Genomic DNA, 24,820 nt, shown 5'->3' on the forward strand with positions numbered 1-24,820 from the left:
GATAAAAAAAGTTGAGATAAAAGCCAGGCTGACTTTCATCTCAACTTCAAAAATTTTTCTTTCGGATATCTGAGTGGACGTTAATTCATCTCAACTCCTATTTGCAAATAAACAGTGTGACTAAAGGAGCTTCTTTTGCGATAAGTGCAATTCTTGAAGAGGTAGCGCTTGTTCCAACCGCTCTTAAGCTTGCTGTTTTTGCTTTTGTTCTTGCATTTTTTTACTACGTAATTGCCCGCAAGCCGCATCAATATCTGTTCCGTGTTCTTTGCGAATAACACAATTAATCCCATTGCGTTTTAAAATATCGTAAAAACGTAAAACATCTGCTTTATCGCTGCGGGAGTATTGATCGTGCTCACTAACTGGGTTATAAGGAATCAAGTTCACGTAGGCTAATTTTTTCTTATCTTTTAATAGATCTGCCAATTCTTGCGCATGATGTGGGCGATCATTTACATTATTTAACATAATATATTCAAAAGTCACCCGTCGATTTGTCTTTTCAATATATTCGTCGATTGCTTCCATTAACACTTCAATTGGATAGCTTTTATTGATGCGCATCATGGAACTTCTCACTTCATTATTAGGTGCATGCAATGAAATCGCCAAGTTAACCTGTAACCCATTGTTTGCAAATTCTTTAATTTTACGCGCCAAGCCACTAGTTGAAACAGTGATATGGCGAGCGCCAATGGCTAAACCTTTGGCATCATTAATGACTTGAATAAAGTTCATCACGTTATCATAATTATCAAATGGTTCACCAATTCCCATTACCACAACATGGGAAACACGTTCATCTTCACCGCGTTCATCAAAGTAATGTTGAACCAACATAATCTGCGCAACGATTTCTCCGGTAGTTAAATCCCGTTGTTTGCGCAAAAGCCCACTGGCACAAAAAGTACACCCAATATTACAGCCAACTTGGGTCGTGACACACACAGACATCCCATATTCTTGTCGCATCAAAACAGTTTCGATCATTAATTTATCGGGCAACTCAAATAAGTATTTGACCGTTCCATCACTCGCTTCTTGCACAACCAGTTGTTTTAATGGATTAACGATGAAATGCTCTTCTAACTTTGCGATTAAATCTTTAGACAAGTTGGTCATTTGGCTGAAGGCTGTCACCCGTTTTTCATAAAGCCATTCCCAAACTTGGGTCGCTCTAAATTTCTTTTCGCCATTTTCAATAAACCAATGAATTAATTCTTCTTTATTTAAACCATAAATCGATGGTTTCATTGTAGGTTTTCTCACAATTTTTCCCCTTTTTGACAGATTCGCTCCATACTATAACAGATTTATTGTCCTTATTTCAATAAGGGCAGGATTTTTTTAAAGAATAAGAAAAATTTAAAATTCAAGTGTGGCTAAAAAGTATGCTAACTTTTTAACGAAGTATCTAAAAAATTGCGACATATTGGTATTTTTATCATAAAAAATAACCACTTTATCTGACTTGTTCCCTATTTTACTTTCTCAAAAGCAAGAAGGGGAACTGCAAATAAATAGTGGTTATTTTCTCAGGTGCGGCTAAATTACGCCGTTACAGCTTGATAGACTTTGCGGAAGTAAAAGATGCGCGCGACCAAGTAATAAATAATTTGGATGACTACAAAAACGCCAAGAACTTCCCAACCAGCTAGCTGCATCCCCATTTTAAACATATGATACATGGCAGTTAGTGCCACTGCGCCATGAATAACCGACACAATAATTGGGGTAAAGAATAAAATACCGATTTGTTGATAAATCATCTTTTTCAGCTCTTTTTTGGCCAAGCCCATTTTATAAATCATCTTGAATTTTTCAATATCGACATCCATATCACTATATAAACGGAAATATAAGAAACTACCGGCAGATACGAAGAAGACAATCCCAATGAAAATTCCGACAAATAAAACAGGTGCGTAACTTTGGATAACCATATCTTTCATAAATTCGACTGAAACGATATCAGTATTTTTTTCCACCGCTTTACCGGCTTTAATCTGATCTTCTACACTTGCATTCGGGGTAAACCAATAAACATAGTGATTTGGTTGATAATCTTTCATTGCAACTTGATCACTAACGACATAAGTTGGTATAAATGTACTCAAAATGGAAGTATCTTCTTCTTTTGTGACTTCTAAATTACTACCTGCCACTGTCACATTTTTTGTTGTTGCCGCATTTTCCATCCCACTTGTGTCTTTTAATTGAATCGCAGTCCCCTCTTTTAGCGCTAAGGCTTGCGTTTTAGTAGCCTTGGCTAATTTATTGTATTCACTTTGGCTAATAACTTGAATCCCTTCACCAGTATAAACACTCACGGGTACTTCATCAGCTTTAATATCATATTTTTCAAGCGCGCTATTTACAGCCTGCACAGAAGTTTCTTTGGCATCAAGTGCTTGAAAGGCGTATGACGTAGCATCCATATTACCTACCAACAATTGACGGAACCCATATAAAGAACCAATTGCTGAAAAAGCTACGGTAGAAATAATCGCAACTAAAAAGAAGGAGCGCGCATTATCTTTCATCCGAAAAGCAAGATCTGAAAAGACGACCATATTGGTTTTCTTCCAAAAGACTTTTTCGTTTTTCCGTAATTTTTCAATAACCCAAACACTTAACTGATCAAACAAAAATTTCGTGCCCACAATGACTACAAAAACAACTGGTAGAAAAACGATAATAACCGCAGTTTCTGGCGCTAGTAAGGCAGTAGCGTAACCTGCTGCAATCAAAACTACCGCTAAAATACTTTTCCAACGAGAAACTTTAAAGGAGCCCTTACCTAATTCACCGGCTTTTAATAACGTTTGCACGTTTAGTTTAGGTAATCTAAATTGAATGACAAAGGAAATGACAAAAAACAGTGCCATAAAGGCCACAACAGTTAACGCTAATGCTTTAACCGGAAAATAAAAGCCTAAATCAATTCGCATTAAAAATTTTGATAGCCATAAAATAAGCTGTGAAAATAAAACACCTACTAGACTACCACTAATTGTCGCAAAAAAACCAATGACAATATTTTCAATAAAAACCATCTTTCGTAACTGTTTAGGGCTCATCCCTTGAATCATTAATAGTCCGAATTCTTTTTTTCGGGATTGTAAAAAAACATCCATGGAATAAAGAACAAAGAAAAAAGCAAAACCGTAAATAATGATTGCGGCTCCTAGCATCCCCACTTGGGCTTTTGAATTTAAGGCATCCCCAACAAGTTTGGGATGAAAAGCAAAAACGCTAAAGGTGAAAAAAACCATCACCGCAAATAAAGTACTTAAAAAATAAGCAAGGTATAGGTGTTTGTTGCGCATCGTATTACGCACAACGAATTGTCTAAAATTCATTGTCAACCCCCTCAATTGCGGCTAATTCCTCCATGATTTGGTTATAAAAGGCTTGCTGACCATTTTGGCGTCTGATTTCATGAACCAATTCTCCGTCTTTAATAAATACGATTCGTTCACAGTAGCTGGCTGCCAATGGGTCATGGGTTACCATTAAAATTGTAGCTTTTTCTGCTTCATTTAATTGTTGCAATAAACCCATCACGTCTTTTGATGACTTGGTATCTAAATTTCCGGTTGGTTCATCGGCTAAAACCAATTCTGGTTGATGAATCATCGCTCTTGCAACTGCGACACGTTGCGCTTGTCCGCCGGAGATTTCAGCAATTCGCTTTTTCAATAAATCCCCGATCCCTAAGCGACTTGCTACTTCTTTAACCTGACGCTTCATGACCGCTACTTTTTCACCATCCAAGGTTAGCGGTAAAACGATATTTTCTTCCACTGTTAATGTTGGCAATAAATTAAAGCTTTGAAAAACAAAACCCAGTTGATTGCGACGAAAAGCAGCAATTTCTTCTTGATTTAACGCATGAGGGTCTTTGCCATTTAACAAAATCTTGCCGCTAGTTGGTTCATCAATTGTGGCCAATAAATTTAGAAATGTTGATTTCCCACTTCCTGAAGGTCCCATAATACCGATGAATTCACCATCGTCGACTGTTAAGTCAATTCCTTTTAGTGCTTCATATTTCATGGTGTCCCCATAAACTTTACGTAAATTTTCAACTTGTAACATCTTCGCACTTCCTTAGTCATTCGTATTTGATAAAAATAATTTGTCTGATTTACCTGTTACAATCAGACCTCCTGTTTACTCTTTTAGTTTACGAAACTTTCGGCTAACACAAAATAGATAGGGCTAACAAGGGCCTAACACTTTTGTTAGGTGTCTTCATGTAATAAATAAATTTGATTGGTACAAAAAAAACCTGAATAACTAACTTTTCTTATCCCGCCATAAGCTTCGTAAGAAAAGTTAATTTTCAGGTTTTATTTTTGAACTTTTTGAACGCTTAGAAATTTTTTGACTTTATTTTCCCTGTTCTTTTTGCTTTTGTTCTTTTTGTTCCAGTTCACCGTATGCGTTACGAGCAAAGGTATTCCCGCTTGCGGCTCCACTATTACGTGATAGACGGGCGATTTTACGCAATAAATTTAGCAAGAGTTCTTTCATACTTCACCTACTTTTGGCAAATAGCAAAGCTAACGGAATCATTCACCCCTATGCTACCCCCCAATTTATACCTTCTTTATTGATAAGAAAAGCTACTAAAACGCCCTTAATCCTTACGTGATCCGGGTAAAATATTACGAAATTGGGATTACTGTTGGAATTTAAAAAAATTTCGCCTTATTGTAAACATTAGCATTTACACAACTTGATCTGCATATGTTTACCACAAAGCATATCCAAAAGGGAACAATATATTTTTAGCGTTGAAAATGAAACTATTTATTCAAAATCTTGCGGAAGTTCTTCTGGTTCACTTGGTTCAATTAAAACTTTACGGGGTTTACTACCTTCTGAAGGCCCCACAACACCATGCATTTCTAATTCATCGACTAGGCGTGCTGCTCGGTTGTAGCCAATACGAAAACGGCGTTGCAGTAAAGAAACACTGGCAGTTTGCATTTCAACGACTAAATCTTTTGCCTGTTCATACAACTCATCTTCTGGTTGTGCATTGGCGCCACTGTTTGTTTCGTCTTCTTCGGTTACCATCATTTTCTCTTCATAGTCAGCACCTTGTTGTTCTGTGATGAATTCCACGACACGTTCCACTTCATGATCGGAAATAAATGCGCCTTGAACACGAATCGGTTTATTTTCGCCCATTGGTAAAAAGAGCATATCGCCACGACCAAGTAGTTTTTCTGCGCCATTGCTATCTAAAATGGTACGAGAATCTGTACCGCTAGAAACAGCAAAGGCCATACGTGAAGGAACGTTTGCTTTAATAATCCCGGTAATAACATCGACACTTGGCCGTTGTGTAGCCAAAATCATATGAATACCCGCTGCTCGTGCCATTTGCGCTAGGCGAATAATCGCATCTTCCACTTCATTTGAAGCAACCATCATTAAATCCGCCAATTCATCGACAATAACAACAATAAATGGCAAAATCGGGTTGTTTTCCCCATGACTTAAATTACGGGCTAAAATCATTTCATTGTAGCCGGTAATATTTCTAACACCAGCTGCGGCAAATTTCTCGTAACGTTCTTCCATCTCTTTAACAACTTTTTGCAATGCTTGCGCGGCTTTTCTAGGATTTGTTACAACCGGAGTTAAGAGGTGAGGAATACCATTATAGACATTTAATTCCACCATCTTTGGATCAATCATCATTAATTTGACTTCATGAGGTTTTGCTCGCATCAAAATGCTGGTGATAATCCCATTGATGGCTACTGATTTCCCGCTACCAGTGGAACCAGCAATTAACAAATGCGGCATTTTAGTTAAATCAGCCGTTTGTACCCGCCCGGAAATATCGCGGCCAAGTGGTACTTCTAATAATTTATCAGGATGATCTGGCTGTGCCTCAATAACTTCTCTAAAGGAAACTGTACTGATACTGCTATTGGGAACTTCAATCCCAATTAAAGATTTTCCGGGAATTGGCGCTTCCATCCGCACATCTTTTGCCGCTAGTGCCAATGCAATATCATCGGTCAAGCTAACAATTTTGCTAACTTTAACACCAACAGCCGGTTGCACTTCAAATTTTGTTACTGCTGGTCCTAGACTAGCCTTCACAACTTTGGCATCGACGCCAAAACTTTGGAAGGTTTTTTCTAAGACTCCAATATTGTGTTCAATTTTTTGATACTCATCACTTTGATCAGTCGGTGGTAGTGAATCTAATAATGTAACATCTGGCAATTGATAATCACGATCTTCTGCTTCTGCAGGAATTTCAAAGTCTAAATCTTCACCGTCATCTGGCATTTCTGCCGTAGTTTCTGAAAGATCTGGTGTATTTTGTATTTTAGAATCCATTTTGGGTTTTACTGCTACTTTTTCTTGGAAGTGATCAATCGGCACAAAACTCAATTGTTCAGCTTCGACTGCCGTGTCAACTTTTTCTGTCGCTGCCAATTTTTCTCCAGCAGTCATGGGACGCACTTGATTTTTTTCATTGCGGGCCAACTCTTCTTTAGCCGCTGCTTTTTCTTCTGCAATTTTTTCGGCCTTTCTCGCCGCTTTTTCTTCTTGTCGCGCTTTTTTCGCCGCTTGTCGCGCAGCTTTTTTCGCAGGATCACCAGCTAAAAATTCTTGTAAATTATCCCCTATATTTTGCAAGTGTTCTACTAATTCACCGCCACTCATCATGCTGACTAAAAACAACCCTACTATTGCAAGTAAGAAGGCCAAAAAATAGCTCCCCACTTGGGAAACAAGAAAGTAGCTTCCCTGATACAAAATTGCCCCCAACATACCGCCGCCGACATTTTGACTAACTTGATTAGAGCGAATGTCTCCTAATAAGGTTCCCCAAGTCGTAGTGATAATATTGGGTGTGCCGCTAATCACATTGCGGAATAATAGAGCATGCAAAAATAATAACAATGCCGCATAAATCAGCAAGCCACCAAAAAAGCGGCGAAAACTTTCAAACTTTGCTGCTGTCGTTTTAACCATTAACCACAAGCCATACAAAGCTAAAGCCACAGCCAAGATAGGATACGTATTTCCACCGATAATCCGCAAGCAATTTGCAATTAAGGTGCCTAAAAAGCCTAGCTTAAATAAACCCAATCCGGCAAATATAATAAATGCGGCGCCGATTGCCGCCAACATCATTTTTTCTTGTTGCTGTTGTTGTTTTTTAGTCACGCGTTTCTTTTTCTTCTGGCGTTTTGGTTGTGCCATTTTCAATCCCTCATTTCATCTTCTCCATTATACAAAAAAAAACAGGCGAACAAAAGTTTTGTTCAGCCTGTTAAAAGTTATCTTTTCGCAATTATTTTGGGGCGACATCTTCACCAAACCATTTTTCAGAAATCTTTTTAAATTCACCGTTGTCTTTTAATGTTTTAAGTGCTGTATTAATTTTTTCTACTAAAGCCTGATCATTTTTTCTTACGCCAATTGCGTAGTCTTCATTTTCAAAAGGACCTTTGATGATATTGTAATCATCCATTTGCTTTTTCTGCGTTAAATAATAATCAGCGTAGACTTTATCGATTAATAAGCCATCGATTCGCCCATTTTCTAAATCAATAAAGGCTTCGTTAAAGCTAGCGTATAAGACCGCATCATTATCGGCCACAATATCTTTTAATACTTCTGGTTGCTTTGTAAACAAGTCATACCCAGAAGAACCTTCTTGCGCGCCTAAAATTTTCCCCTTCATATCCTTAAAAGCAGTTAATTTACTTTTCTTTGGTGTTACTAACACTTGGTCATTTTCCATATACGTATCTGAAAAAAGAACTTTTTTCTCCCGTTCTGCCGTTTTGGAGTAGCCATTCCAAATGACATCAATGGTCCCGTTATCTAGTTCTGTCTCTTTCATAGACCAATCAATGGATTGAAATTTGACCTTTTGTCCTGTTTCTTTAAATACTGCTTTGGCTAAATCAATATCAAAACCAACTAAATTTCCCTTCTTGTCTTTAAACCCCATCGGCACAAAAGTATCGTCTAAACCCATAACAACTTCTTTTGGTACTTCGTTTGCTTTCGTTTTAGGATTTTCCTCTTTGCTTGCACAAGCCGCCAGTAAACCCAGACTTGCCACTACTGTTAATAACGCGCCCCATTTTTTTAATTTCATTTTCCAAACCTCCATTTTTTCCCATTTATTTTGGTGATACTTTTAACGTTTGATCGGCAATATGTTCGGCAAAGGCCCAATCATGGGTAACCACAATTTGAGTGACGCCTTCTTTTTTTAAAGATAAAATTAGTTTTTCCACTTGTTCTCTTAAGGCTGGATCTAGAGCACTCGTTGGTTCATCATAAGCTAGAACTTGCGGGTCCATTGCCATCGCCCGAGCAATCGCCACCCTTTGTTTTTGACCACCAGACAATTGGTAAGGATAACTTTGTAATAAATCTTCTAAGCCTAGTTGAGCTGCTAATTTTTCGGCTTTTTTACTATAGACAGCTTGTGTTTCTTTTAAGACTAACTTTGGCGCCAAAGTTATATTTTCAAAAACGCTCAGGTGAGGAAATAATTGAAAGTCTTGAAACACCACACCAACAACTTGTTCTTGTTCATTTAAGGCAGTGGGATTAAAGGCTTTACCGTCTAATAAAAACGTTCCGCTATCTGCTTTTTCCAAACCTGCCAACATCCGTAGTAGCGTTGTTTTCCCGCCACCAGAAGGACCCACAATAGCTAAAATCTCGCCGTCTGGAATATTTAAATCCAAATTTTCAAAAATATTTTTTTTACCAAAAGCCTTGTTAATTTTTCTTAATTCCAACATTTCTACTTCACCTGCCTAACGGTAATAATTTAATTTATTTTCTAAAAGTTTCATAATTAACGTAAATAAACCAGTCATTACTAAGTATATCAAACCAACACCAACTAACGGTAGTAATGTTGTATCCCGTTCCATCGCAATTTTGCCGATACGCATCATATCTGAAAGGCCTAAAATGTAAACCAATGAAGTATCTTTTACTAAATTAACAACTTCATTTCCCACAGAGGGAAGAGTAATTTTTACAACTTGCGGAATAATAATTTTTTTGATCGTCTGCATTTTACTTAGGCGTAATACTTGGGACGCTTCATATTGTCCTTGGGGGATGGATTGAATCCCGCCACGAAAAATTTCAGCAAAATAGGCAGCATAATTAATCACAAAAGCCAATAGCGCTGCATCAAAGCGATCTAAAACCAAAGCTGGTAGCAATAAAGGCAACCCATAAAAGATAAAAATTAACTGTAGTAGTAAGGGTGTCCCCCGCATTACCCAAACATAGACTTGCACCAATAGTTTGAAAGGTTGCAGGTGACTCGCTAGAACAAAAGCTAAAATAATCCCTAGCGGAATCGAGCCCAATAGCGTTAAACCAAATAATTTTAATGTGATGCCTGCACCAGACAACAATTGTGGTAAAACAGAAATTAAATAATTCATTTGTTTCTCTCCTTTATTTTTCTAATTCAAAAAAGTGGAAGACACTGGGTCAGACGCAACTTTTTAACCTGACAAATTAAAAAGCAGGTGTATGAATCGCTCACGGTCTATCTTTTGATAAACGAAAAATTTTCGTGTGAAAATTTTTACTTCCAGATAAAAAAAGCCCTCTGACTTTTACATCAGAGGGCGTAACAACGCGGTGCCACCTCTTATTTTTTACTTTTTCACAAAAGTAAACTTAAGCAGTCAAATCAAAATAGCAAAGCTTAAAAACTCCCTTGTACTAAAAAAATGGGAAATTTAAGAAAAATTATACCCAACCGTAAATTCCGCCTTCGTTTTTTAGCACTAGTTTGTGAAGTTTGACTATGGTAACAAAGGAATTTACGAGAAATTCGTAATCCGACTATAAAAAAAGTCCTTTAGCGCATGCGCTAAAGGACGTAAATTACGTGGTTCCACCTTTTTTCACTCTTGTTTTACAACGAGAGCCTCCATAAGTCATCTATCAATGACTGCTGCTGTAACGGGCATACCCGGATTTTCTTACTTTTATTTCAGAAAAACAACTCCAAGATGTGGTTCACAAATTGCCATCGTCTCTTTTCACCAACCAGAGACTCTCTTTGGATAAACAAACTTGCTACTCTTCTTATCGATGTCGTATTATTAGGTTGTCTTTAACTTTAAAAGGTCAAATGCATTTTGTCAACTATTTTCTTTGAAGGGAGTTTTTTTCATGACTGCAACACAACAAGAAGCGTACCGCCTGTTAGCTGATTTAAATATTTCTTATCAACGAGTGGACCACGAGCCCATTACTTCTGTTAAAAACGTGCCCTTCTCATTACCTGGACCGCAAGTAAAAAATTTAGTTTTAAAGCCTCGCAAAGGCGAACATCGTTTTTTAGTCATTTTACCTGATGAAAAGCAAGCAGATTTGACACATTTAGCCGAAATTTTAGCGGAAAAGCGTCTTTCTTTTGTTTCTGAAAAAAATTTGTTAGAATTACTCAATGTGCCTGCAGGTTCAGTCACACCTTTAGCTTTACCAAATGATCATGATCACAAAATCACAGTGGTCATAGACAAAGCCATTGATCAAAATGATACCGTTGGTTTTCACCCAAATATCAATTCAACGACGTTAATCATGCAATTTGCTGACTTTGCCAAACTATTAGATCATCTTGGCTACAAGCCGCTTTATTTAGCAATTTAATAAAATTACGAGGTGTATTTGCTCTTATGTTATTCTTATTTATCTTCACCCTAATTGCCGGTGGTGCCGGCTATTTATTTTATTTATTAACAAAAGATTCAATTCGCGAAGTTTATGAACAATTAGATGACAAAAACAAAAAAGTTCGCAAAATAAAAGCAGTCTGTTTAGGGGTTTTTCACTTAATTGCCTTTTAATCGATAAAAAAAGCGGCAGGAAATTGTCCAGGGTTGAGCTATAAGACCAAGATTTACGAAAACGGCTTTTTCTTTTTAGCAAATTTCGACTTTGATCGCAGGATTAATTCGTGAAACTAGGCAGTTCAAAAGAATGGACAGCGCTAAAACATTCAAAGCAATGTTGTTTTTCAAAAAATTTATACTCCTTCCATAGATGAAAAAAACGTCTTTTAGCGTGTATCAATCGTAAAGGGTTAACTTTTCGATTGATTAGCTAAAGGACGCTTTTTTTATGTAATTTTAAAGCTTGAAAAAATATGTATTATACCAGTAAATCCAATCCCAAATATTTCAAAACTCCTAACAACACACCTGCCAATATAATAACAGATAAAATCATAAATAATATCAACCCAACTAAAAACCGACCTCGACTTCGCATTGACAGCCCTCCTTAAAATATTCTACTTGCATATTTATACTAGCATGTACGAAGCCAATTCTCGAAAAAATGTGAGATATTTTAGTGCTTTAACCCACTTTTTTTATATCCTTCCCACCTAAAAAAAGATTTATTAAAAAACGAAGCTAAAAACTTATAAATAACGATGTTATGTATTAAAAATTCATTTTCCTTCGATAAATCACGCGACAAAAAAGTTGTTTCAAAGTCTTTTACACGCAGTAAGATAACTTTGAAACAACATTTTATTTTTTATTTTCTCATTTTTTTATCAGATGATTACTCAGAATAAGAACACACTGTATCGTTATACTATCTTTTGCATTTGATTAGCATCGGTCTTTTTATTTATTGTGCATCATAGGCAGTTAATATAACGTTACCATTTAAATATTCACCTAAATAGATTTCGCCAATCCGCTCATGACCTTGTTTTTTTACCTCAGCTTCTAGCCAATCGCTGTCTTTTTCAATGATTTCTAATAAATCAAAGTTAGCTTGCCCATCTACTATAATAGGATAGCGGATCATTTCTGCACCATATTCAATCACATTTAACTGGCCATTTTGTTCCATCACAGCCAGCTTCACTTTCTCCACTTCAAAAATACCATTAGAACGTAGCTTAAACATCAAATCATTTGCAGAAATACCAATACGTAGGCAATCTTGCACATTAACAGCCCCATTGCGAATTAACGTGACCGGTGCGCCGTCTATAACGCGTTTGACCCAACGATTGTGTTCTTTTGCAAATTTCAAAACCAAAACTAGCAGCGTCCAAATAATTAAGACCAATACAAACTGCAAGACAGTAATGGCTTCATTATAAATCACACCGCCAATAATGCCCCCTAAAACGAAATTTTGTACTTGATCCATGGGTGAAGTTGGAGCCAAATTGCCTTTACCCATAATCGTAATTTGTAAGATTAAACAAATTAGGCCTAAAGCAAACTTAGCCAAAATTGGTAAATAGTAACTCATTTTATTTCCCCCTATTTTTGTTTCACAATTTGATCTTTTGATGTCAACAAAGCAACCGAATCCAATTTAAAATTCGTACCATCTTGACTTAATGTTACCCGGTAACAATCATCACCAATCAACACGAGCATTTGATCAGACAAAGTCGTGCTGTTTACATATACTTCTTCGGGTGTGACAACTTCATCTTGAGCCACTTTTTTAACAAAATGCACCATCTGAGATGATTGAGAATGATTGGTTTGATCTTGTTTGTAATCAGAATATTGCACCCCTAATAAAAAAAGCAGCAACAACAGCATAATAATCGTTAAATCTCGATATTTGGTATCTAACCGGTGCCGTAAATAAGCGCTAAATACAAAAATCAAAAAAAGCAAGGCGGCAAAAATCAGCCCATATTTGATATAGTCGTTTACGCCAGCATTATTTTGCAAATAGCTTATGCCGTAAAAAGTCATTTTAACTCCTCATTTCTTCATATACTTATCCTCATTTTAGCATGAAGACGAATTATTCTTGATATATTTGATTTTTTTACAGCTATTGTTTGACATTGCTCTAAAAAGTCTTGATAATGTAGCTTAATTAGGGGAGTAGCACATAGATGAGCTATGGTTTTAGATCAACAACTCGCGTAAATCGCTGGTCTAAAACATAATTGCCAGACCTAAGTTAAACCAAAAATTCACTAATAAAAAAATTTTGGTTAATTTAAGCAAACTTAGGAGGAAAAAATGAGTCAGCAAAAAATGTCAAAAGTAACAGCAGCTGGTCTGCTAGTCGCCATGGGGGTTGTTTACGGAGATATCGGGACAAGCCCTCTTTACGTTATGAAGGCGATTGTAGAAGAAAACGGTGGCCTAAAAAGTTTAAATCCCGATTTTATTTTGGGCGCAGTTTCTTTAATTTTTTGGACGTTAACTTTTTTAACGACCATCAAATATGTAGTGATTGCTTTAAATGCCGATAACCACGGTGAAGGTGGGATTTTTTCTTTATATACCCTGGTCCGTAAAAAAAGTAAATATCTCATTATTCCAGCCATGATTGGCGGTGCAGCTTTACTAGCCGATGGCGTCTTAACGCCTGCTGTAACCGTGACAACAGCCATCGAAGGGCTTCGCGGCATTCCTGCTTTTTATGAACACTTTGGGATGAATCAAAATATCATTGTCATTATCACCTTAATTATTTTATTGATTTTATTTACGGTGCAACGTTTTGGGACAGATGTTGTCGGTAAAGCATTTGGACCGGTAATGTTTTTATGGTTCACTTTTTTAGGTGGGATGGGACTTTTCCATTTTGGCCAAGATCTATCGGTTATTCGCGCTCTAAACCCGCTATATGCCATTAAACTTTTGTTTAGTCCAGATAATAAGTTAGGAATTTTAATTTTAGGAAATATTTTTCTAGCGACTACCGGGGCAGAGGCTCTCTACTCGGATATGGGACATGTAGGGAAGAAAAATATTCGGGTCAGCTGGCCTTATGTCAAAATTTGTTTATTGCTAAACTATCTTGGGCAAGCTGCTTGGCTTTTAAGTGTTTACCAAGATCCTAAAACACAAGCAATTGAACAGTTAAATCCATTTTTCCAAATTTTACCGGCAAGCTGGATGATCTTCGGTGTCGTCTTTGCTACGATCGCTGCTGTCATTGCTTCACAGGCTTTACTTTCAGGTTCTTTTACCCTTGTTTCAGAAGCGATTAAGTTGCGCTTGTTACCGCGCATGAAAATTATGTACCCTGGTTCTTCAATTGGGCAAATGTATATTCCCGCGGTAAACTTTATTTTATGGCTAGCTTGTTCTTTAATTGTTTTAACATTTAGAACTTCTTCTCATATGGAGGCTGCTTACGGACTATCGATTACCGTTACGATGTTAATGACCACCTTGCTTCTTTATTTTTATTTGGCCCAAAAACGCCACAATCGTTTATTGGCAGCTTGTGTGAGTCTTTTCTTTGCCGCAATTGAAACTATCTTTTTCATTTCCAGTGCCGCCAAATTTTTACATGGAGGTTTTGTCGCAGTCATTATGGCCCTTTTCATTTTAGCTGTCATGATTATTTGGGAGTGGGGCAATATTATCCAAGAAAAAGCCAGCGATACTGTACATCTAAAAGAATATGTACCACAATTAACTGCATTGCGTAGCGACGAAAGTGTCCCGATGTATCAAACAAACGTCGTCTTTATGGTGCCCCACGTTACAAATGATGAGATCGGCAAACAATTTGTTTACTCTATTTTGGATAAACGACCAAAACGGGCGCAAACGTATTGGTTTGTCAACGTCATCGTAACAGACGAGCCTTATACTAAAGAGTTTTCAATTGATACATTAGATACTGACTTTATTGTAGTTGTTCGCCTGTATTTGGGCTTTCGCGTCAACCAAGAGGTCAATGTTTATGTCCGTCAAATTATTCACGATTTAATGAAAGACGGGCGTTTACCAGAACAACCTCAACGTTATTCCTTAACACCTGGCCGCATTGTTGGTGATTTTCAATTTGTATTAATTGAAGAAGAATTGTCCAACAATACAGAATTGGATAGATGGGAACGCCAAATTATGCAGGCAAAACTCTTTATTAAACGCCATACCATGTCTCCTGAAAATTGGTTTGGACTAGAGTATAGCGATGTCTTATACGAAACAGTCCCACTAATCATCGGCAAGATGAAAAAAACGCGTCTTATCGAACGATCAAAATAAAGAAAAAGAGCTAGGATTTTTATCCTGGCTCTTTTTCTTAGAATAGACGTTGTTAAATTGCCTGTAATAAATCGTACTGGGATTGATACAAGTGATAATACAAACCCCGTTGTTTCATTAACTCTTCGTGATTGCCACTTTCAGCAATGACGCCCCCAGCTACATAAAAAATACGGTCTGCATTTTTTATCGTTGATAAACGGTGCGCAATAATAAAGGAAGTTCTTCCTTTTAGCAACTGTTGCAATCCTTCTTGCAATAGTTCTTCTGTTTTGGTGTCAATACTTGAAGTAGCTTCATCTAAAATTAAGATTTTAGGATCCGCCAATAATGCTCTGGCAAAGGAAATTAATTGACGCTGTCCTGCCGATAGCGTACTTCCTCTTTCTTCTACCACTGTTTCATAACCATCTTTTAAATCCTTAATAAAATCATGGGCTCGAACAACTTTAGCAGCGGCGATAATCTCGTCTTTACTAGCATCGAGTTTACCATAGCGAATATTTTCAATAATGGTTCCAGAGAAAATAAACGTATCTTGCAGCATAACCCCCATTTGACTCCGTAATGACTGTAATGTCACCGCGCGTACATCAACGCCATCAACTTTAACACTACCGGAATTTACATCGTAAAAACGACTAAGTAAATTAATTACAGTGGTTTTACCCGCTCCAGTAGGCCCAACTAATGCAATACTTTGGCCGGCTTCCACATGGAAATCAACACCATTTAAAATATTTTTGCCCTCTTCATAGCGGAAAATTACATCTTCAAAATCAACATTTCCTTTAATTGGCGGTAAAACTTTGGCATCTGGTGCATCTTGAATATCGGGAATTTCATCTAACGTTTCAAAAATCCGTTCCAAATAAGCACTCGCCGTAATTAAAGAATTATAAAAGTTTCCAATATTAATAACAGGATTCCAAAAATTATTGATATAGCTTAAAAAAGCAATCAAAGTCCCCGTCGTGACATTAACCCCTAAAGAAGAGATACCAACATAATAAATAATACAGGTTGTCAAAACGGCAATATTTTGCACACCGGGCCATAAAAGAAATTGAATTTTGACAGCCTTCATCCAAGAAGTCCGATATTCCCCACTAACTTCATCAAAAACGCGGGCGTTTTCTTTTTCCCTGGCAAAAGATTGCGTAATCCGAATCCCTGCAATACTTTCATGAATATAAGCATTCAGATTAGATTGCTTGTTACTCAATACTTGATAGGCTTTTCGCTGCTTATTTTGAATTATCAATACCATGACAAAAAGGACTGGCAATAAGATCAAGCTGTATAACGTTAAACGGACGTCGATAAAAAACATAAATGCTAAAGTAATGACGACACTGAAAATATCTGAAATTAAATTAATTAAACCATTACTTAATAAATCGCTCAGGGTATTAATGTAATTTACAACCCGAATCAAAATTTTGCCATGAGGACGATTATCAAAATAAGAAAAAGGCAATCGTTGTAAATGTTCAAAAATATCAAAACGCATATCTTTTAACATATCTTGCCCAATTTCTGTGATGTGCATGATGCGATAGTGCATACACCACCCAATCACCACTAAAGACAAAAGAAAAATCCCGCCTAAAAACAACAAACGATTACTGTCTTGTTGCGGAATAACAGTATCAATAGCAATTTTGGTTAGATAAGGACCTAACATCCCCAGGCCATTGGCCAAAATGATGGTAGCCAACACGACAAAAATCGCTTTTTTATAAGGTGCGACATAGCTTAATAGCCGTTTTAAATCGCCCCAGCGAAACTCTTGGGCTAACTCTTCATCTTCATCAAAACGATTACGCGCCATCTTCTTGCCCCCCTGTCAAACCAAGCTGCTTACGATACACTTCATAATATTTTCCACGCTTTGTAACTAATTCTTCGTGGGTTCCTTGTTCTACGACATGACCTTTTTCCATTAAAAGAATCAAGTCCGCATCTTTGACAGAAGAAATGCGATGGGCGATGACAAACGTCGTTTTTTCTGTCGTCAGTTTTGCCAATTCGTGCTGAATTTTCGATTCTGTCTCCATATCCACAGCCGACGTTGTATCATCTAAAATTAAGATAGAAGGATTTTTTGCCAAAGCACGAGCCAAGGAGATCCGCTGTTTTTGCCCACCAGACAAGCCCACGCCTCGTTCTCCAACGACAGTCTCATACCCTTGTGGCATCCGCGCAATAAAGGAATCGGCATCTGCAACTGTCGCCATTTGGCGGATAAAGTTTTCATCAGCATAAGGATTACCAAAAGCAATATTATCAGAAATAGTATTTGAAAATAAAAATACATCCTGCATTACCATGGAGATATTTTCCCGCAATTGTCGCACGGGGTATTCTTTTGCATCTTTGCCATCAATCAAAACGCGTCCTTTTGTCGGGTCATAAAAGCGACCAACTAAATTTACTAACGTCGTTTTACCAGAACCGGTTTCCCCTAAAATACCGACTGTTTTACCCGGTCCGGTTTTAAAACTGATATTGGATAAAACATTATGTTCCGGATCATCTGAAAAATGAAAACTAACATTTTCAAAGACGACTTCTCCTTTAATCGGATTAAGTGTCTCCTCTTCTTCTACTGGAATACTTGATTTTTGCCCTAGTAATTGACGAATCTTAATACATGCGGCGTTAAAGCGCTGGACATCATTGATCAACCAACCACTCATCCGCAAAGGATTATTTAACATCCACAAATAACCATTAAAAGCTACCAATTGCCCTAACGTCATGTTACCGCCAATAACCAAAATCCCCCCGAAAACCAGTGTGATGACTGCTAATGTACCAGCAAAGCCATCCAACCATGGTAAAAAGCGGGCCGAGACTTTAGCCGATTCCATATTACGTTGTTTAAAATCTTCGTTGTATTGCTTAAATTTATCTAACTCAAAATCTTCTCTAGCAAAAGCCTTTACCACTCGGTTACCACCGATATTTTCTTCTACCATAGAATTTAATCGTGAAAAACTCTCCCGTATTTCAAAAAACTTAGGATGCGCCTCTTTGGCCATTTTATTAGTTAAAACAAAAATAATCGGCGTAACGATCAACAACGCCAAAGTCAGCTGCCAACTGATAAAAGCCATCACGATAACTGCTGCCAAAAACCATAAGACACACTCTACGATATTGTAAGTTACCCATGCGACGAAATGCCGAATTGCATCCACATCCCCTGTCATGCGTGCCATGATATCGCCCACTCGCGTATGGTTAAAAAAATCAAAATCTAAGCTTTGCAATTTGTGATACATATCCTCTCGCAAGGCATAAATTGCGTTTTGACTCATTCTTTCACACAAAATTTGATATAGGTAACGGACAATTGTCCGAAAAACAGTTGTACCAATCATCAGTGCAATCAAAGGTAGTAACCACGTTTTTTTCCCTTGATTAATGACATCATCGACAATTAATCCTCCAACATAAGGATTCACCACAATTAAAACAGCATTGATTATAATAAATAAGCAAATAAGGCCAAAATGATTACGCGATTTTTTTACATACTGCCAAATCCATTGCATATTAGACATCCACTCACCTCCAACTTCTTGTCTATAAACATCTTAGAGCAATCAATTGGAAAAGAAATGGGATATCTTCTTTAAAATGATGTAAAATATTAACAAAGACGATTTTCAAAATTTATTATTCCATTATTTTTTTAATCAATTTTTTTAAAGCGATTGCAAAAATTGTATTTTATTTTATTACTTAGACTATTTTTAGTTAAATACAAAATATAGGAGCCTATCATGCATTTAATTAACGCTCAGACTTTTAATCCCGAAATATTATATCTCTTTGATGCCTGTTGTGATGAAGACTGGGTCGGTGAATTTCACGCCCACGATTTTTTAGAAATTTCTTTAGTGCTAGAAGGCGAATCCGAGTATTTTTTTGAAGACTTACCTCAAACAACTATTCGAGCAGGACAAGTTTTATTGTTTAACCCGGGCTACCACCATATGGAGCGCCATGTAAAACAAACGTCTCATCAATTGCATATCGGTATTAAGAATTTTACTTTACAAGGTTTGCCGAGAAATACATTTCCCCATAAAAGTCCCATTTTAAATTTGGGTCGTCACCAGCAAAATGTGTTGCAAATCGCTTGGCGCCTCTTAGAAGAACTGTATCAAGACGCACCAGAAACCCTTGTTTTGCGCAAAATTCTTGTTAGTGAAATGCTGGTGCATATTTTACGCGGCTTAGATGATACCAACGAGCGGCAACCGACTTTTCTTTCCAGTCGCCAACAACGGCAGCAAAAAATTGTTAACGATACTATTTACTTTTTGGAAAATCATTTTAAAGAAGAAATAACATTAGAACAGCTGGCACAAGCACAGTTTGTCAGCCCAGCCTACTTATCGCGCCTTTTTAAAGAAATAGTCGGTGAAAGTCCCATTAATTACCTAATCAAATTGCGTTTAAAAGAAGCAAAGCATTTATTAAAGACGACACCTTTAACGATCAAACAAATTGCTCAAGCAACAGGTTATCAAGATGCTTACCATTTCAGTAAATCTTTTAAAAAACAATTTGGGATTGCCCCTTCTGGTTTAAGCGAAAAAAAGACATCATAGTTTTATAACTTTAGTGAGTAAAATTATCTCTCAGCTCGATAAATTTATTTGGAGATTGAAAAAAAGAGAATTCCAAAAAGAAAAAATATCATTCCAAATACTATCTTTTTATTATCACTTCGTTCTCCATTCGTATATGCAATAATACTATTTAGAATTACAGAAATGAATACCGCTAATTGAGATAATAAAAATGCAAATGATATCGAAACACTTTCGCTTAAACGAAAGAGGCTAAAATTAGCAATTGACCAAGCCACTCCTGTCAAAATGTTTTTAGAAACTAACTTTTTATTGTACTTAACCTTGCGTAGATTACTAATGACCAGCGTTGTAACAAACATCCCAATAGCTTGAGGTAAAATTAGACTTTCATTTTTTATTTGGAAAAGTTTCGGGAAAATGATATATAAACACAAAGAAAATGATGAAATCAGAATTATTATCATTACTTTCAAAGGAGCTATTTTTGAATTTTCCGTTTTATTTGGACCTTCTCTTGTTGCTGGAAATAATTTTATTCCTACTAAAATAGATACAATTCCAACAATACTAACTATAAAACTTATTAATGAGTGCCACTCGTTAAGTAATATTCCACCACTCAGTGTTACAAAAATTATCTGTGTACCATTTGATAATGGCATTACTTGAGAGACAGACTCTCCTTTTAGAGCAATAAATTGCAGTAACTGACCAATTGACCAAAAAGCCCCCGACAAGAAGCCTACTATAAATATCAATGAATTAAAGTTAATATTTGTATTAGAACAGCTGCTAAACATAAATGAGAATACCAAAGCTGCTAAAGTTGTTCCTAATAATTGATCTTCTGGTTTACCACCTATTTTTTTTGCTAAAATTGGCATTATTCCCCATCCCAATGCGGGAAGAAACATCATAAAAATTTGCATAATCCTGATTCCTTCCTAAAAACAGCTCACTTCTTTTCAGAAGTGAGCTGTTTTGTTAACTTTTTGACTTCATATAGGCTTCAAAAGCTTCTCTAACTTGTGGCACTGATAATCCAACAATAACCTGAAAAGCATTTTTGTTGCGAACAACTCCATGGGCTCCAAATTGTTTAAACGCATTGTCATCTTTTACTTTTCGTTCATCTACTACCGAAATTCGCAATCTTGTCGCACAATTAGCAACTGAGTCAATATTCTCTGCTCCTCCAAAAGCGTTTAAAAAACCAATTGCCTGATCAGAATATAACGTAGATTCTCCACCTAACTGTTTTTCTTTGAAATCTTTTTTTGTAAATAATTCTACTTCATCACTGGTTCTACCCGGTGTTTTAAAGTCAAATCGTAAAATCAAAGTTCTAAAAACAAAGAAATATATAATGATAAATACTAAGCCGATACCGACTTGAAGTAAGTATGTCTGCCAATGATTAGCCCACATGGGAATCCAATTTTTTGTTATCAATTCAATTAATCCACCGCCCATATCACCAACTACACCAAAGGCATACTCTGTTGTTGCCAAAATCGCAGCAAGTAATGCATGAATAAAAAATAGAGCGGGTGCTACGAATAGAAATGTATAATCAAATGGTTCTGTAATACCACATAAGACCGCAGTCAATACACCTGGAACGATTAAAGCTAATACCTTTTTCTTATTTTCTTTCTTAGCAGTTACATAAAAGGCTAATGCAATACCTGGAATCCCGAAAAGATTAGATAGGCCTTGCAAACTAAAACCACCTTCAGGAAATAACGACTTCAAGCTTTGTGTTGATGAAGCAAATTCTTTCATATGCTCCATCCAATACAAAGTTGTTCCCCCCTCCACAACAGCCGGACCATATTGAAAAGGCGCATAGATAAAGTGATGTAATCCAGTTGGTAATAAAGCTTTCTCCAAGAAAATATAAGTAAATACACCAAAATTTCCTGACCTTACCATAAATCCTTGTAAAGACTGCACACCATGTTGGAACATAGGCCAAATCCAAGCAAATAAAAATCCCACAGCTAACATTACCCAAAAACCAATCATAGCAACAAGTGCTGATCCTTGAAAAATACCCAAAAATTCAGGTAATTTAGTATCAAAAAATTTATTGTGAAGATAAATTGCAATAGCAGCAATTACAATCGCACCTAATACACCTGTATCGAGCGTTTTGACACCACCTATCATCTTCAATCCATTTCCTGCTTCTTGAGAAAAATCTACACCAAAGTTTGAACCAAATAGTTCCAAAATTTTTGAGACAAAGACATTAAAACTCATATACAAAACAAATGATTCTAACGCAGCTCTTGACTTAGCTTTATTTGCTAACCCTAACGGCAACCCTATCGCAAACAGAATTTCCATGTTATTAAAAACTGTCCAGCCACCTGATTCAATTATTTGCCAAATTTTATTCCACATAGTCCCATCAGATGCTATTGTTCCAACAATATCTGGATTATTAACAACAGAAGCAATTGCAACAACTATCCCTGAATAAACAAAGAATAATACTGGTGTAAACATTGCGCCCCCAAAACGCTGAACTTTTGCCATCATAGTAGAAATCCTCCTATTTTCAATTTAACTCCGGCCAAAAATCTCCATTTGCTTCAATTAATTCATCTAAGACAACTTTTGCAACTTTTGCAGATGGTACAGTTTGATTCAAAGTAAAAGCTTGTAAAGCTTTTTGATAAGAGTTTTCAAAATACGCATCAACTAATAGTTTTTCAGCTGCATTTTGTGCCTCCATTAAACCTTTATGAAAGTCATTAATCTCAAATCTTAAAGAGATTGGTTCAGCACCCGTTCTACCAACATAAGCAGGAATTTCCACCATTGCATCACTACGCAAATTGGGAATAGCCCCCATATTGGGAACAATAAGCATAAATCGATCATGCTTATCATTCAATATTGATACAGCCATATCAACAATATATTGGCCATGTTCACCAAAATTAAAATCTAAAATATCTCCATCTACTTTTTCTCTAATTTTTCTTGACATTTCTTTGGTACGCTTTTCTCGACCATCCATAACCATATTTGCACGGGTATATTTGGGATTGGATTTTTCTACAACTTCATTTGAATATAGATAATACTCTAAGTAATTATTTGGTAGAAAGTCCGGAAAATTTTTTGTCATAACACACAGCATATCCCACGCTTCTTGCCACGTCTTATCACCTGAATTAAAATCAGCAACTTGTAATCCATCTGCATTCAATTTTTCAATAATTTCTGGCATAACGTCACGATCTAAAGATTTATCATAAATTGATGTATACCATCCAAAATGGTTTAATCCATAATATGTCGGAATCCAATTTTTACGGTCATAACCATAATTAATTGCAACTGTTTCCTCAATCGAAATTGTCATATCACACGCATTCAACATTTTTACATGTGGAAATGCTCTACGAACTGCTTCTGAAACTAATGTTTCCGGATTTGTATAGTTCAATAACCAAGCATCGGGAGCATATTGATCCACATAGGACACAATTTCCAACAATCCTTTAATCGAGCGTAATCCATAGGAAAAACCACCGAGTCCACACGTTTCCTGCCCAACCAAACCATGGCTAAGTGGAATTTTTTCGTCGATTTCTCTCATTTCCATACCGCCTACACGTATTTGAGAAAAAATAAAGTCAGATTTTAGAAAAGCTAACTTAGGGTCTGTGGTCTGAGATAAGGCGACTTCTTTTTCAAGGCCTTCTTTTTTTAACATATAGTCAATGATCTGATACATATCATCATTACGCATTTCATCAATATCGTATAATGAAATCGATGTAAAATTAAATTTATCTCTACTATTAATCATTGCTTGAACAATTCCAGGTGTGTACGTACTCCCACCACCTGCGATTACAACTTTCAAATTATTCATTTTCATAACTATCACTCGACTTTCTTTATGTTATACTCACATTATAATTAAATAGAAAAGAAAAAATACCCATTTCAATGAAAGCGGTTTTGTTTGCATTTTATGATTTCTATTTCATAATGCGAAATCCATTTCACAATTAATATCATGAGGTCAAAGATGAGATTAGAAGAAAGAATCAATAAAATTAAAACTTTTTCGAATACTGAATACAGTCTAATTGAATATATCCTATCCGCTAAAAGTAAGGTGATTTCCATGCAAACTGCAGATTTAGCAGAAGTAACCTTTACTAGTCCAGCTAGCGTGACCAGATTATCAAAAAAATTGGGATTTTCTGGATTTAACGAATTGAAGTTTTTTCTAAAGTCAGAGCTTGAACGACAAGAAAAAATCAGTATGGAAAGTTGGGATTTACTACAAAATGATGTAAATAAGACAATTAGCTTAATATCAGAAACAAATTTGATACCTATGAGCGAGTTAATTGCAAAAGCAACTAAGATATTTGTTTTTGGCACAGATTGGGGTGAAAGAAATGCGACTGAATTATTAGTTAGAAATTTTATGACTATAGGAGTATTTCTAATTTCTGTCCCTTCAATAACTGAGTTTCGTTGGATTGCTGAAGAAGTGACACCAAACGACCTCGTTATAGTTGTCTCTTTTAGTGGTGAAAATACCGAAGTAACTGAAATTTCACGTTTAATCCTATTAAAAGGAACAGAAATAATTTCCATTACACCACTAACTAAAAATCATTTATCTAGTCTAACTGTCAATAACCTTTATTATCAGACTTCTGAACTTCCAAGACTAAATAACAATCCTAATGCTGAATACAATATGTTTACAACACTGCATATAGTATTAGATGCACTTTTTAGAAATTACTATGATAATTTTTTGCACTCTTGATTCTTGTTTTCACTATTCAAAAAAATGACAATTATTTTGTTCCTAAATTTAGCAGTATTTTTTAATTTATTCTAATATGTACTTAACAGTTTTTGAGGAATTCTCCTTGCTATCTGCCTTTTTGTAGTGTATATTTTTAACAGCAAAAAAATTCACCTCTGAAAAATTATTTTAATAGCTGCGGCTGTTAATTTTTTTCAAGTCATCCTTTAACATAGTCCAGAGAGGCTAAGAAGGGTCCGTTGCAAATCAATTGGGGAAGTTTATCCCCATTGTAGCCATTGACGATCCTCCTGCCTAAAAGGGTAGGATTTTTTTGTACCAATTTTTTAGGA

The 24,820-nt window shown here is 36.2% G+C and carries 20 protein-coding genes and 1 other annotated feature; of the genes, 5 read left to right on the plus strand and 15 right to left on the minus strand.

Translation table 11 applies throughout. The features are described from left to right. Positions 1-183: 183 nt before the first annotated feature. The 8 genes from rlmN to P3T75_RS11385 all read right to left on the minus strand — a co-directional run bounded on the left by rlmN (position 184) and on the right by P3T75_RS11385 (position 9,476). Entirely contained in the window at positions 184-1,257 is a 1,074-nt protein-coding gene (gene rlmN / locus P3T75_RS11350; RefSeq protein ID WP_230710494.1) for a 23S rRNA (adenine(2503)-C(2))-methyltransferase RlmN, read from the minus strand. Between the two features lie 296 nt (positions 1,258-1,553). After that, on the minus strand, positions 1,554-3,365 hold the full coding sequence (locus tag P3T75_RS11355; RefSeq protein WP_282461646.1) for an FtsX-like permease family protein: 1,812 nt from the start codon (positions 3,363-3,365) through the stop codon (positions 1,554-1,556). Further along, positions 3,355-4,104 (minus strand): ABC transporter ATP-binding protein, encoded by a 750-nt coding sequence (locus P3T75_RS11360; RefSeq protein WP_282461647.1) that lies wholly within the window; start codon positions 4,102-4,104, stop codon positions 3,355-3,357. Before P3T75_RS11360 ends, P3T75_RS11355 begins: the two co-directional genes overlap by 11 nt. Positions 4,105-4,398: 294 nt before the next feature. Next, positions 4,399-4,542 (minus strand): hypothetical protein, encoded by a 144-nt coding sequence (locus P3T75_RS11365; protein WP_206902266.1) that lies wholly within the window; start codon positions 4,540-4,542, stop codon positions 4,399-4,401. A 279-nt stretch (positions 4,543-4,821) separates the two neighbouring features. After that, on the minus strand, positions 4,822-7,248 hold the full coding sequence (locus tag P3T75_RS11370; RefSeq protein ID WP_282461648.1) for a DNA translocase FtsK: 2,427 nt from the start codon (positions 7,246-7,248) through the stop codon (positions 4,822-4,824). Between the two features lie 91 nt (positions 7,249-7,339). Next, positions 7,340-8,155 carry an amino acid ABC transporter substrate-binding protein gene (locus P3T75_RS11375; RefSeq protein ID WP_230710269.1) on the minus strand — a complete coding sequence of 272 codons (816 nt, stop codon included), beginning with the start codon at positions 8,153-8,155 and terminating at the stop codon, positions 7,340-7,342. Positions 8,156-8,180: 25 nt separating this feature from the next. Next, positions 8,181-8,813 carry an amino acid ABC transporter ATP-binding protein gene (locus tag P3T75_RS11380; RefSeq protein WP_282461649.1) on the minus strand — a complete coding sequence of 211 codons (633 nt, stop codon included), beginning with the start codon at positions 8,811-8,813 and terminating at the stop codon, positions 8,181-8,183. A gap of 15 nt (positions 8,814-8,828) precedes the next feature. Further along, a complete protein-coding gene (locus P3T75_RS11385; RefSeq protein ID WP_206902262.1) occupies positions 8,829-9,476 on the minus strand; it encodes an amino acid ABC transporter permease in 648 nt (215 codons plus the stop codon). 437 nt (positions 9,477-9,913) lie between these two features. Then, positions 9,914-10,147: a binding site (T-box leader), on the minus strand. A gap of 71 nt (positions 10,148-10,218) precedes the next feature. Here P3T75_RS11385 and P3T75_RS11390 point away from each other — a divergent pair. Together P3T75_RS11390 and P3T75_RS11395 are read left to right on the plus strand one after the other, a co-directional pair. Continuing rightward, on the plus strand, positions 10,219-10,701 hold the full coding sequence (locus P3T75_RS11390) for a prolyl-tRNA synthetase associated domain-containing protein (protein WP_206902261.1): 483 nt from the start codon (positions 10,219-10,221) through the stop codon (positions 10,699-10,701). Positions 10,702-10,727: 26 nt separating this feature from the next. Continuing rightward, entirely contained in the window at positions 10,728-10,898 is a 171-nt protein-coding gene (locus P3T75_RS11395; protein WP_206902260.1) for a hypothetical protein, read from the plus strand. 793 nt (positions 10,899-11,691) lie between these two features. Here P3T75_RS11395 and P3T75_RS11400 read toward each other — a convergent pair. Beyond that, a complete protein-coding gene (locus tag P3T75_RS11400) occupies positions 11,692-12,330 on the minus strand; it encodes a DUF421 domain-containing protein (protein ID WP_206902259.1) in 639 nt (212 codons plus the stop codon). A gap of 11 nt (positions 12,331-12,341) precedes the next feature. Then, positions 12,342-12,791, minus strand: coding sequence for a DUF3290 domain-containing protein (locus P3T75_RS11405; protein ID WP_282461650.1), 450 nt, complete (start codon positions 12,789-12,791; stop codon positions 12,342-12,344). A gap of 276 nt (positions 12,792-13,067) precedes the next feature. Between P3T75_RS11405 and P3T75_RS11410 the strand changes: the two genes are divergently transcribed. After that, a complete protein-coding gene (locus tag P3T75_RS11410; RefSeq protein WP_206902257.1) occupies positions 13,068-15,059 on the plus strand; it encodes a KUP/HAK/KT family potassium transporter in 1,992 nt (663 codons plus the stop codon). 52 nt (positions 15,060-15,111) lie between these two features. Here the strand turns inward: P3T75_RS11410 and P3T75_RS11415 are convergent, their stop codons facing one another. Further along, a complete protein-coding gene (locus tag P3T75_RS11415) occupies positions 15,112-16,893 on the minus strand; it encodes an ABC transporter ATP-binding protein (protein WP_282461651.1) in 1,782 nt (593 codons plus the stop codon). After that, on the minus strand, positions 16,883-18,631 hold the full coding sequence (locus P3T75_RS11420) for an ABC transporter ATP-binding protein (RefSeq protein WP_282461652.1): 1,749 nt from the start codon (positions 18,629-18,631) through the stop codon (positions 16,883-16,885). The genes P3T75_RS11415 and P3T75_RS11420 overlap by 11 nt, the downstream gene beginning before the upstream one ends. Before the next feature lie 222 nt (positions 18,632-18,853). Between P3T75_RS11420 and P3T75_RS11425 the strand changes: the two genes are divergently transcribed. Next, the gene (locus tag P3T75_RS11425) at positions 18,854-19,687 is read left to right on the plus strand and encodes a helix-turn-helix domain-containing protein (RefSeq protein WP_206902254.1); all 834 of its coding nucleotides are present in this window, start codon (positions 18,854-18,856) and stop codon (positions 19,685-19,687) included. 44 nt (positions 19,688-19,731) lie between these two features. Here P3T75_RS11425 and P3T75_RS11430 read toward each other — a convergent pair whose 3' ends face one another. The 3 genes from P3T75_RS11430 to P3T75_RS11440 are packed head-to-tail and all read right to left on the minus strand — an operon-like array spanning position 19,732 to position 23,573. After that, positions 19,732-20,601 carry a GRP family sugar transporter gene (locus P3T75_RS11430; protein WP_282461653.1) on the minus strand — a complete coding sequence of 290 codons (870 nt, stop codon included), beginning with the start codon at positions 20,599-20,601 and terminating at the stop codon, positions 19,732-19,734. Positions 20,602-20,656: 55 nt separating this feature from the next. Then, the gene (locus P3T75_RS11435; protein WP_173102229.1) at positions 20,657-22,219 is read right to left on the minus strand and encodes an alpha-glucoside-specific PTS transporter subunit IIBC; all 1,563 of its coding nucleotides are present in this window, start codon (positions 22,217-22,219) and stop codon (positions 20,657-20,659) included. Between the two features lie 19 nt (positions 22,220-22,238). Further along, entirely contained in the window at positions 22,239-23,573 is a 1,335-nt protein-coding gene (locus P3T75_RS11440) for a family 4 glycosyl hydrolase (RefSeq protein WP_407649802.1), read from the minus strand. Positions 23,574-23,726: 153 nt separating this feature from the next. Here P3T75_RS11440 and P3T75_RS11445 point away from each other — a divergent pair, with 153 nt between their 5' ends. After that, complete coding sequence (locus P3T75_RS11445) at positions 23,727-24,485, plus strand: MurR/RpiR family transcriptional regulator (protein ID WP_230710281.1); 759 nt, start codon at positions 23,727-23,729, stop codon at positions 24,483-24,485. The last annotated feature ends 335 nt before the right edge of the window (positions 24,486-24,820 follow it).

The sequence above is a fragment of the Enterococcus montenegrensis genome (assembly GCF_029983095.1).
Classification (GTDB): Bacteria; Bacillota; Bacilli; order Lactobacillales; family Enterococcaceae; genus Enterococcus_C; species Enterococcus_C montenegrensis.